The sequence below is a fragment of the Thalassobacterium maritimum genome (assembly GCF_031127805.1).
Classification (GTDB): Bacteria; Verrucomicrobiota; Verrucomicrobiia; order Opitutales; family Coraliomargaritaceae; genus Thalassobacterium; species Thalassobacterium maritimum.
The window spans coordinates 1-11,123 of the sequence record NZ_JARXHW010000077.1; the positions used below are offsets into that span (position 1 = coordinate 1).

An 11,123-nucleotide genomic window follows, 5' to 3' on the forward strand; every position below is an offset into this window, starting at 1 on the left:
AAAGTCATAAGCTTGTTTGGCAACGGATGGATACGCGCTTCAGCAAACGCTACCTGAGGTCACTATAGGATCAAACATTTTTAGAAATGGTATTAGCCAAAAAGTGGAGAAGCAAGCAGCGGAACGCTTTCTTATTGGCGTGGTCCCTTGTAAGCCTCATATTCTGTTTAGATCATGCCTCGTTTCCGTCATTATTCGACCCTTTGCAGCTTTTTAGCTCTGACTTGCCTCTGCCACGCTTCCGATCTGGCTAGCACCCGCTTACTCAGCATCGCGGAAAAAGAAACAAAGATCTATCAAAAGATCGCCGAAGACCCTGAATTTTACACCGAGGATGATCTCAATCGCCGAATTAACGATCTGGTGCAGTCCTACCGCAGCTACCTGATCGAGCAGCCAGAAGATGTCAGTGCTTACATTCTCTACGGCAAACTACTACGCCGAGTGCAAGAGTATGAGCAGGCCTTTAAAGCCTTTCTTAAAGCCGATGAGCTCGACCCCGAAATTGCCGTAGTCAAGCAACAGATCGGCAATCACCTAGCCGAAGAGGGCAAAGGCAAAGCCGCCCTCACCTTCTATCTGCGCGCGGTTGAACTCGCCCCTGAGACAGCGGTCTATCACTATACACTCGGCCAGTTAATCGATGATTTTCGAGAGGAATTCATTCAAGAAAAAATCTTCACTCAAGATGCGCTGGAGCGCGAGATGCTCAAAGCCTTTCGCAAAGCAGCTCAACTGGAACCGGATAATTTCGACTATCAGCTGCGGCTGGGCGAAGCCTACTACCAACTCAGCAGCCCCGACTGGAGAACCGCTCTGCTGCACTGGAAACAAGTCCGCAAACAAGCCAGCACGCGACTGCAAGGCGAGATCCTCGATCTCCACACCGCTCGTGTGCTGGGCAAACTGGGCCGCACGCAAGAAGCGAACAAACTGCTGGAGCAAGTGCTCAACCCCGCGCTACAGAAGTCGAAACAGCAGGTGCTCGACGAGATCGCGATTCACTGAACCGCCCACGAGCTTAACAGCGAGCACCCATATTTTCCCTCTCACCGAGCTTTCTCCTTAAAAATCACATCCGACCGCAATCGCCCCACATAGCCATGAGCGAACTCAAAACCGTCCAAGAACTCAAGCAACTCGACCCCGCCATCGCCGTCCCCTTCCGCAGCATCTTTATACTGCGCCGCAAGACGGTGAAGACCGCCAAAAACGGCAATCCCTTCCTCAGTATCGAACTCGGCGATGCCGGTGGCAGTTTCACCGCCAACGCCTTTGGCGATTCTGCCGTATTTGCCGCACTCGAAAACGTAGCCGAAGGTGCCATGGTTCGCATTTCGGGAAAGACTGAATATTACCAAGAGCGCTTCTCCCCCCGTCTGCAAGCAGCCGAAGAAGTCGCCCCCAGCGATGAAGAAGCGCAAAGCATGCTCAGCCAACTGGTCGAAGTGCCACCCGAGTCTGAAGACGACCTGTGGGCACATATCAAAGAAGCGATTGCCGCCATCCAACACCCACAACTGCACGACACCGTGCAACGGGTCATGGATGAAGTGGGCGCCCAATTCCGCACCAGCACCGCAGCCATCAGTATGCACCACGCCTACCGCCATGGACTCTTAGAGCACACCACACATATGGTTCGTGCCGCCCGCGCGCTGTTGCCACTGTATCCGCAGGTCGATGCCGACCTGGCAATCGCAGGCATTATTCTACACGACATCGGCAAAATAGAAGAATATGAAGGCGACTACGCCGCCAAAATCAGCCGCATCGGCACCTTACAGGGCCACGTCGTGCTCGGTTTCCGCACCGCCCGCAAGGCAGCGATCCAATCCAAGCTCAACCCGGACCTGACCGAGCGCCTCGAACACATCATTCTCAGTCACCAAGGCGAGAAAGAATGGGGAGCCGCCGCCATGGCCGCCACGCCTGAAGCTGTATTTGTCTCCATGGTCGACAACCTCGATGCCAAAATGGGCATGGTCCAACGCGTCCTTCGCAATGCTCCGGAAGGTGAAGAGTTTTCCGAATACTTAATGGGCCTAAAAACCCGCGTCCTGCTCACCCCACCCGACAAGAGCTAAGTGCTCAATGTAGGATTTGCGCTGTTTTTGTAGGATTCAGGATAAACGATTTGCATTCTCGACAGGGCCGAATTGTCTCTCCGACATGGCTAATATCATTTTTCAAAAATCCGGCGTCACCGCACCTTGGACCGGCGACGAAGAGAGCATCTTAGAACTAGGCGAAGTTCACGACCTCGATCTGGACTACGGCTGCCGTATGGGCAATTGCACCGCTTGTCAGCAACCACTCCTCTCCGGCGAAGTTGAATACCCGATGGGCCATACCGCAGAGCCAGACGATGATCATGTCCTCATCTGCTGCTGCCAGCCAAAGGGCGATGCCGACGTCGTGATCGACGCTTAAACGCATCCGTATACGCATCCGTATACGCATCCGTATACGTATCCGTATACGTATCCACATGCGATTACTACGACCAGTCGCCCCCGCACTCCTGTTACTTGGGCTCAGTTTTTTCACGGCCTGCCGCGCACTGCCCGAAGATCCACCAGCCACCGTGGAGTCGGTCGATCTGAACCGCTACACCGGCTTATGGCATGAACTCGCTCGCCTGCCCGTCTTCTTTCAAAAAGATAACGAACGGGCGACGGCCGAATACGTGATGAATGACGCGGGCAATATCGACCTAGTCAATACCGCCATCGCACCCGATGGCTCTCAACGCTCAGTCACCGGGACGGCCGTGCCAGTCGCAGGCTCCAACAACGCGAAGCTCAAGGTCTCGATTGATAACTTCTTCGCCCAAATATTTGGGAGCCCTCCCGATTATGGTAACTACTGGATCTTGAAGTTAGAATCCGACTACAGTATTGCACTGGTCGGCTCGCCCAATCGCAAAACCCTCTGGCTACTAGCTAAAACTCCAGAGATCCCCGCATCCAAATTGCAAGCCTATATCGCCTACGCCGAAACGCTGGGTTACGAGGTCAGCGAACTCATTATCAATAACGGACACTGAAAGGCTTCAATTATCCCTCTGTCCACGGATGCACACAGTAGTCGGATAGAGCAGCTCAGCGTTTCGTCCAACCTGCCGCTAGCCGATCGGCTGGCGGGGCAACCTCGCAGCTCAGTCTAGTTGCGTATCCCACCAAGCAGGCTTCTTCAGCAAGCTTCCATCATAGATCAAAGACGCCACCTCCAACAGCTCGTGCTCTGGCAAGTTCAGCGTCATCATCACACCAAAACGCTGAATCGCCTCCGGCATTAAACTGCGCTCCGCATCCGGTGCCGCCATATAGGCAGTCATCGCAGTGGTAAATGACTCATGATCCGCGTGCTTTTTTAAATAGTTATGACGCACCTCCCAGAGTGCAGGCCCCAAGCTGACTTGTTGCCGCTCATAAGTGTTGGCCGCACGATGACAGGTCAGACACAAATTACTGTGTAGACTCCGACCGTGTTTAAACTGCTGCGAATCCGTTTCAACCAGTGCGGGACTTGAAGGCGACTCCGCAGCAACGGCCTCCACTGCTTGACTACGGGTATGCGCCCCCTGCCAGCTCCACCAAAATGCGAGCGAAAAGGAGAACACACCTAACAGAAAAAAAGATACAACACGGAGCATGGTTTTAAACTATAAGTTCGCGACAAATGGACGAAAACAAAGCCCCCCAACTCATGCGATTGAATCTCATGAATACAACGCAAAGCATGACATCGAGTCGCATTACCAGTGCCAATAATAAGCCTCAAAAACACTGGTAATTCCAGGCCAAGCAAATACCGGTCTTGTCCGCCTAACAACGAATGCTACAATTCTAGCCTGACCTCATCCGTCTGACGACAGATGCTAGGATTCAAGCAGACCTTGGGCCAACCAGACCGCGGCACTGGCGTCACTTCCAGCATGTAAGAGCTCGCATAATTCCTGCGCCCCGGCGGCTGCCTGCTCCGCGGCAGCCGGGTCTTCGAGCGCACGTATCAACTGACGGCTCAACTGCGACGCACTCGCCGCATCTTGAATGAACTCGGGGTGCAGCGGACGATCCAGCAACAAATTAGCAATCCCGATATATTTAACTTTCACCAACATGCGCCCGATCCAATAACTCATCGGGTTCAAGCGATAAGCAATCGCCCCGGGAATCGCGGACAATGCACAGGCCAAAGACATGGTGCCGGAGCTCATCAACACGGCACTCGCCGGCAGACTCTGCTGCGAATTGGCCACCAATTGAATATGCGCAGCCAAATCGGGCTCGGCAGCCAGCACCGCCTCCAACTGCGCACGTATTTGCTCACTCGGATACACCACCGTCGCCTGCAAATCAGGATGTGAGTCACGGGCTTGGCGGAAGCCTGCCAACAACAATGGAAAAATGCGCCCCACCGCCGCAGTACGGCTCCCCGGCAAAAGTAGAACCGGAGCACTGGCATCATAGCGAAAAGGTGCCTGCCAAGTCTCGCGCACAAAAGGATGTCCCACAAACTCAGTCGGCAGTTCGGTATCCGCAAAGCAATCCACTTCGAAGGGAAAAATCACACCGAGTCGATCAATCAGATCCGCCATTTTAAAACGACGTTTCGCCTTCCAAGCCCACACTTGCGGACCGATGTAATAACTGAGCCCGATCGAACCGCCCCCCTTGCGACTGAGTCCGCGCTGCGCCAATTGATCGGCCAAGCGCAGATTGAATCCAGGATAATCAACAAAGCAAATATGCTTCGGTTGATAGCGCTCGATCCATTCCAAGGTGCGATCAAAGAGTCCTTTGAAAAAACTATAATGCCGCACCACTTCGACAAAGCCGACGATCGAGACCGCCGTCAGGTCGTAGAGCAGTTGTGCACCTGCAGCCTGCAGCTCCACCCCACCTAAGCAGGCCACTTTTAGCTCGGGCTGTTGTCGCCGCAGATCCGTCAGCAATTGTGCCGCATGCTCATCGCCGGAGTGTTCGCCCGCGATGATCAGCAGATCAGGCTGCCCATTAATCGGCGCCGGAAAATCCGTAGTGGCTGGAAGTGAATTAGACATACTGGAGAAAACTCGTGAAATAACACCGCGTGGACCATCGTAGGGGCTTGTGCCCTGCGCAGCTCGAAGAGCGATGCAGGGGTAAAGACCACCTCAGATCCGCCAGTGCTCGGCGGGCGTCACAAGTGACGCCCCTACATTTATAATCACGACAAGCAGTCATTACTTCGCGTGAATCAACTCCGTAACCTGGATCGCCAGCTCCAGCGCCGACTTGCCCAGCTCGGCACCGACTTTTGGCTTCCCTGCACTTCGGACTACTTGCACGAAGGATTCCAACTCCAGCTTGAGTGGTTCGTCTTTTTCGATGGGAATCTCTTCCCGCACCAGCTCGGCTCCCTCTTTGCGCAGGAAGTGACCGCTCTGCTCCTGGAAGTTGATAGATAAATAGTTCTGCGGCTGAAACACGCGAATCTCGCGCACCTTCTTTTGGCTGACACGGCTGGTGTTGATATTGGCCACACAGCCGTTTTCAAAGGTAATGCGTGCATTGGCGATATCCTCCGAGTTCGAGAGCACATTAACTCCCACCGCGTCCACTTGCTTCACAGGCGAACGCACCAGCGCCAAAATCACACCGATATCGTGGATCATCAGGTCCAGAACCACGCCCACTTCGGTGCCACGTGGATTAAATGGCGCCAAACGGTCTGCAGTGATAAACTGAGGCTGAGTGACCGCATTTTCCAAATAGCCCATCACCGGATTATAATGCTCAATGTGGCCCACCTGCACGATGCAGCCCTGCGATTTCGCGGCAGCCAAGATTTGCTCCGCCTCGTCCAGGCTGGTGCAGAGCGGCTTCTCGATCAGCAAATGACAGCCTCCTTCCAAAAGCGGCACCGCCACCTCACAGTGCTTATCCGTCGGCACCACCACGCTCACCGCGTCGCAGGCCGCCGCCAAGGCCGCAGCGGTGTCAAAGCGTTGACAATTATATTTCGCGCAAATCTCCTCCGCACGGGCATCGTCGGCCTCCACGATCCCAACCAGCTCACAGCTCTCCAGAGCCGCATAGATACGCGCATGGTGCTGCCCCAAATAGCCAGTCCCGACAACGCCACAGCGAATTTTTGATTGCTCAGTCATGGCCACAGCAAAACTTTAGCCAGATAAACTGACAAGGCGCGAATCGTAGAATATTTAGACCTTCGCCCGACAAATTGAGTCCCTTAAACTCAGCCTTGAAATACGCGACCGTTTCGCGTTCTCTTACTTAAGTGAATATTAGTCTCCAGCCAATAGTCCTGCGATGGGCCCGCGAACGCGCGGGGCTGGATGCGGCTGCGCTGGCTAAGAAGTTGAGCACGACCGAGGAGAAAGTGCTGCAGTGGGAGCAAGACGGAACGCTGACTTATAAACGCGCCGAAAAGCTGGCTGAGAAAACGCATACGCCTTTCGGTTACCTGTTTCTGGAAGAGCCACCACTAGAGCAATTGCCGATCAGCGATTTCCGCACCGTCGGCAGCGAAGAGCCAAAACGCCCGAGTCCGGAACTACTGGATGTGCTCTACGATGCGATGAGCAAGCAGGCTTGGTATCGCGATTATTTGATCGAAATGGGCGAGCCTCGGCTCGACTACATCGGTAGCATCGGGCTGGAAGACGCGCCCGCTGCAGTCGGCGAGCGGATTCGCCATCATTTCGGCTTCGACAGCGCCACGCGCGCAGAAGCAAGCGACTGGAAGGCCGCCCTCAACCTGATGTTTGAGCAGTGCGAGGCGCACGGCATCCTGGTCACCCGCACCGGCATGGCGAAGAGCAATACCCACCGCCCTTTGCTGGTGAAAGAGTTTCGTGGCTTCGCTCTGAGCGACCCCTACGCGCCGCTGATCTTTATTAATTCTAAAGACAGCCACGCCGCCCAAATGTTTACCTTAGTGCATGAACTGGTGCATCTGTGGTTGGGGCTGTCCGGCGTCTCGAATCTAGTCAGCACCTACGCGCCCAGCGCGCGTGTAGAGCAGTTTTGCAATCAAGTCGCCGCCGAAGTGTTGGTGCCGCTCGATGCACTGCGCGCCCAATTGGCACTCGCGCAAGAGGACGACGATCCGATTCGTCGCCTCGTGCGGCATTTCAAAGTCAGCTCGCTGGTGATCCTGCGTCGCCTGCGCGACATTGAGGAGCTTGATGCTGCGACCTTCCGCAAGCTTTACAAAGACGAAGAAGACCGCTTCGCGGCCATTCAAGCCAAGCAGAAGGCAAAAGGTGGCGGCGGCAATTATTACGCCTCGAAAAATGTGCAAGTCGGTCGTCGCTTCGCGCAGGCACTGATTGGCAGCGCCTTGGAAGGCCGCACGCCCTATCGCGAGGCTTACAGCCTGTTAGGCGTGCGCAAGACCGAGACCTTTAACAACTTCGCCCGTCAATTGCACTTTAACGTCTAAGCATGGCTTACCTACTAGACACCAACACACTGATTCAGGCGAAGAACGAATACTACGCATTCGATTTGTGTCCGGGGTTCTGGGACTGGCTCGCGTTAAAGCATCAGCAAGGGACGCTGTATAGTATCGAACCCGTGCTCGAAGAAATCCGGGATGGACAAGATGAGTTAGTTGACTGGGCGAATGATTGCCCGACTGGCTTCTTTCTGCCCATCGATGCGGCCACAACCATAGAACTCGGCAGAATCGTTCAATGGGTGCAAGCATCCGAATTTAAAGACGCCGCCAAACGCGATTTTCTTTCCAAAGCAGATCCGCTGCTCATCGCCTACGCGAAAGCGCATGGATATATACTCGTCAGCCACGAAGTGCACATCGAAGGCGAACGTCGAAAAGTAAAAATCCCGACAGTCGCACAGGTGTTTGATGTCCCATGTGTGCGCACCTTCGAAATGCTCCGCTCTGCGTATGCGTCGTTTGTCCTTCGCCCTGGTTTAGAGTTACTTTAATGAAAGCCGACTAACCCCACCAATCAGTCTGCCGCGCATCGACATTACCTGAATTTCGCCTCACCCTTGCAGCGCGAACTTGCCAATCCTACAAATTGACATTTAGATGATCAATTTGTAAAAACGGGCTGTGATTGATCGCCAAATAGAGCCGATACTCAGACGAATGGCCTCCGCGAACTGGCAGCGACGCAACCGAGCAGCCTGAATGAGACACTTTGGAAGGGAGGCTACCCACCCATCTTTGACCAGCAAATTGACCCTCAGTTTTGGTATGACGCCTATATCACGACTTATGTTGAGCGGGACGTGCGCCAAATTCTTCAAGTTCAGGATACCCATCTTTTCCAGCGTTTTCTCGCACTTTGCGCCGGCAACATTGGACAGCTCTTCAACGCGAGCCGCATCGGCAGCGACTGCGGTCTGAATCACGGCACAGTGGGCAAGTGGTTATCGGTGCTCGAAGCCTCCTATGTCGCGTTCCGTTTACAACCGCACCATAAGAATTATCGCAAGCGCTTGGTGAAGACCCCGAAGATTTATTTCTACGATGTTGGACTCGCGATTCGCCTACTTGGTATCGAGAGCCCGCAGCAGTTGGATACGCATCCACTGCGGGGCGCACTTTTTGAAAATTGGGTAATTCTGGAACTGTTGAAAGGCCGCTTCAATCTGGGACTACTCAACAATCTCTCGTTCTGGCGCAATAACACGGGGCATGAGATCGATGTGTTGATGGATCGTGGCGGGCAACTCATCCCAATCGAAATCAAATCGGGGCAGACGGTCGAACATGCACCTAGAGGTCAAAGAGAATGAACTCGTCCCAGACTGCGCGCCGAAAGTTTCCTGTTAGGCGAGCCCGAATAGTCGAAGGCTGAAAACGGGGGGGGTATTTATCACATACCATAAGTGAACGTAAGATTGACCTCTGGCCGTATTAAATGATCGTTTCAAACATGAATCCTTCCCAAACCCCTACGGGCTCTGTTTCAGATAAAACACGTCAACGTATACTCCAAGCGGCTGGTAAAATCTTTGCTCAAGGCGGCTACCGTGCGATGACCCTACGCGAAGTGACTAAGGAGGCCGGTGTCAACCTTGCCTCGGTCAACTATCACTTCGGCTCGAAGTCGAACCTGATGCGTGAGCTGATCCATGAGCGCTTCGAGCCGATCAATAAAGAACGCCTGGAGCGACTAGAGCAACTAATCCAACAACACAGCCCCGCCCCAATTCCACTGGAGGCGATCTTTGACGCGCTCTTCCGCCCCCTCTTCGCGGGGCTCGGGCCCAGCGATGTGAGCGACACCACACTGGTCCAAATCATCGGCCGCATGCTGACGGAACCGGCGGATTTCATGATCCATCTACACAAAGAGTTTTTCGCCGAGCTCTCTAAGCGTTTCATGGGCGAGATTCAACGCACATGCCCGGAGCTCTCCCAAGAACAAATACAATTCCGCTTTTTTCTAAGCATCAGCACCATGATCGGCACCATCGCAGGTGAAGTTAGGCTAGAAATTATATCAGGCAGTCAGTTAAACAGTGCGATACTCGATAGGATACTGGAGGAACTGACGAATTACGTCGTCGCAGGCTTCCAACAAAAATGAAAATTCCACTTTCTAAGTATAAGAACCGCTTGGGGCCTCCCCCCACCGACAGCCCTGCCGCAAACGGGCCCCGGTATGGCCGTACTTTATTAAAATACAGCGCACGACTTTTACCCTGCTTACTGCTCGCCGCCTGTGCCAGCTCGCCGGAACGCAGTCGTGCGCCCGAAATCACCCTCCCAGACACATGGGGCCGCAAGGTCTCCGACACCACGCCCACCGCATGGCTAAAAGACTTTAATTCGCCGCAACTGGAAGCGCTGGTCACCGAGGCTATGCGCCACAATCCGGGCCTGGAAGCCGCTGCCGCGCGCTTCGCCCAATCCATCGCCGAGGCTCGCATCGCAGGTGCCGACCGAATGCCCCAGGCGGGGCTCGGACTCAATGGCACACGGCAGCAGATCAGCACCTTCGGCCCGAGTTCGACCGGTGGCGTTATTTTTGAAAACTACGAGCTCGCGCTCAACCTCAGTTGGGAGCTCGACCTATGGGGCCGCCTGCGTGATCGCAGCTCGGCCGCACGGGCACGCGCCGAAAGCAGTCAAGCCGAACTGCATGCCGCCCGGCTCTCATTGGCTGCCCAAACGACCAAGGCTTGGCTCAATGTAATCGAAGCCCAACAGCAACTCGCCCTGGCCCAACGCACGGCACAGGCCTATCGCAACAATCAAGAAGCACTGGAATCACGCTTCAAACGCGGCCTGACCGAAGGCTTCGATCTGCGCCGCATCCGCACCCAAGCCGCCTCCGCCGAGGCCGATAGTGCCAGCCGCCAACGAGCGCTGGATCAGGCCACTCGCAATCTTGAAATCGTGCTGGGCCGCTACCCGTCCGGGCAACTTGAAACACTCCCGAATTTTCCAGCACTGCCGGCCTCGGTGCCAGCCGGGCTGCCCGCGGAATTACTACAGCGCCGCCCAGACCTGATTGCTGCCGAACGCCAACTCGCTGCTGCCGAGCGCGAGCAACGTGCCGCCCAGAAAGAACGCTTGCCCCAGATCAGTTTGACCGCTTCCGGCGGGAGCTCCTCACAGGAATTTGAAAACTTACTCGATGGCGATTTCAGCGTATGGTCGCTCGCGGGTAACTTAACTCAGCCCCTGTTCCAAGGCGGCCGCATACTGGCCAATATCGAGCGCACAGCCTCAGTGCGCGAGCAAGCCGCCGCCAACTATCGCGACAGCGCCTTACGTGCCTTCTTCGAAGTGGAGAGCACGCTCGCGGCGGAGCAGTATCTGCGCCGCGAACAAAGCAAGCTCGCATTGGCTGCCGAAGAAGCCGCCGCCACCGAAACCCTGGCTTGGGAGCGCTACCGCAACGGCACTGGTGATTTTCTCAGCGCTCTCGACGCCCAACGAACAGCCGACAGCGCTCGCAGCCGTCAGTTGGGCGTATCCAACCTACTCTTACAAAACCGAATCGATCTCTACCTAGCCCTAGGAGGTGAGTTTGCAGATCAACCCTCCGATCACACCTACGATAAAAACGTAGGGGCGCGACTTGTCACGCCCGCCGAGAATAAGCTGGCCCACCGCGGGCGTGA

At 55.0% G+C, this 11,123-nt stretch carries 12 protein-coding genes; 9 read left to right on the top strand and 3 right to left on the bottom strand.

Annotated elements, in window-relative coordinates:
- Positions 1-174 precede the first annotated feature (174 nt).
- The 4 genes from QEH52_RS18385 (at position 175) to QEH52_RS18400 (ending at position 3,049) form a co-directional block, all read left to right on the top strand.
- A complete protein-coding gene (locus QEH52_RS18385) occupies positions 175-1,008 on the top strand; it encodes a tetratricopeptide repeat protein (protein WP_308952418.1) in 834 nt (277 codons plus the stop codon).
- Between the two features lie 95 nt (positions 1,009-1,103).
- Positions 1,104-2,087: a 3'-5' exoribonuclease YhaM family protein gene (locus QEH52_RS18390; protein WP_308952419.1), complete on the top strand. Its 984-nt coding sequence runs from the start codon at positions 1,104-1,106 to the stop codon at positions 2,085-2,087.
- Positions 2,088-2,172: 85 nt separating this feature from the next.
- Positions 2,173-2,433: a 2Fe-2S iron-sulfur cluster-binding protein gene (locus QEH52_RS18395; RefSeq protein WP_308952420.1), complete on the top strand. Its 261-nt coding sequence runs from the start codon at positions 2,173-2,175 to the stop codon at positions 2,431-2,433.
- 58 nt (positions 2,434-2,491) lie between these two features.
- Complete coding sequence (locus tag QEH52_RS18400) at positions 2,492-3,049, top strand: lipocalin family protein (RefSeq protein ID WP_308952421.1); 558 nt, start codon at positions 2,492-2,494, stop codon at positions 3,047-3,049.
- A 111-nt stretch (positions 3,050-3,160) separates the two neighbouring features.
- Here the strand turns inward: QEH52_RS18400 and QEH52_RS18405 are convergent, their stop codons facing one another.
- The 3 genes from QEH52_RS18405 to QEH52_RS18415 form a co-directional block, all read right to left on the bottom strand.
- Complete coding sequence (locus QEH52_RS18405) at positions 3,161-3,658, bottom strand: hypothetical protein (protein ID WP_308952422.1); 498 nt, start codon at positions 3,656-3,658, stop codon at positions 3,161-3,163.
- A gap of 225 nt (positions 3,659-3,883) precedes the next feature.
- Positions 3,884-5,068, bottom strand: coding sequence for a lipid-A-disaccharide synthase (gene lpxB, locus QEH52_RS18410; protein ID WP_308952423.1), 1,185 nt, complete (start codon positions 5,066-5,068; stop codon positions 3,884-3,886).
- A 162-nt stretch (positions 5,069-5,230) separates the two neighbouring features.
- Complete coding sequence (locus QEH52_RS18415; protein ID WP_308952424.1) at positions 5,231-6,157, bottom strand: Gfo/Idh/MocA family oxidoreductase; 927 nt, start codon at positions 6,155-6,157, stop codon at positions 5,231-5,233.
- A gap of 131 nt (positions 6,158-6,288) precedes the next feature.
- Between QEH52_RS18415 and QEH52_RS18420 the strand changes: the two genes are divergently transcribed.
- The 5 genes from QEH52_RS18420 to QEH52_RS18440 form a co-directional block, all read left to right on the top strand.
- Complete coding sequence (locus tag QEH52_RS18420; protein WP_308952425.1) at positions 6,289-7,455, top strand: ImmA/IrrE family metallo-endopeptidase; 1,167 nt, start codon at positions 6,289-6,291, stop codon at positions 7,453-7,455.
- A gap of 2 nt (positions 7,456-7,457) precedes the next feature.
- Complete coding sequence (locus tag QEH52_RS18425) at positions 7,458-7,964, top strand: DUF4411 family protein (RefSeq protein WP_308952426.1); 507 nt, start codon at positions 7,458-7,460, stop codon at positions 7,962-7,964.
- A 309-nt stretch (positions 7,965-8,273) separates the two neighbouring features.
- On the top strand, positions 8,274-8,783 hold the full coding sequence (locus QEH52_RS18430) for a DUF4143 domain-containing protein (RefSeq protein WP_308952427.1): 510 nt from the start codon (positions 8,274-8,276) through the stop codon (positions 8,781-8,783).
- A gap of 140 nt (positions 8,784-8,923) precedes the next feature.
- A complete protein-coding gene (locus tag QEH52_RS18435; protein ID WP_308952428.1) occupies positions 8,924-9,580 on the top strand; it encodes a TetR/AcrR family transcriptional regulator in 657 nt (218 codons plus the stop codon).
- Positions 9,577-11,123, top strand: a 1,547-nt coding sequence (locus tag QEH52_RS18440) for an efflux transporter outer membrane subunit (RefSeq protein ID WP_308952429.1), incomplete at its 3' end; no start/stop codon positions are given. The genes QEH52_RS18435 and QEH52_RS18440, both read left to right, overlap by 4 nt.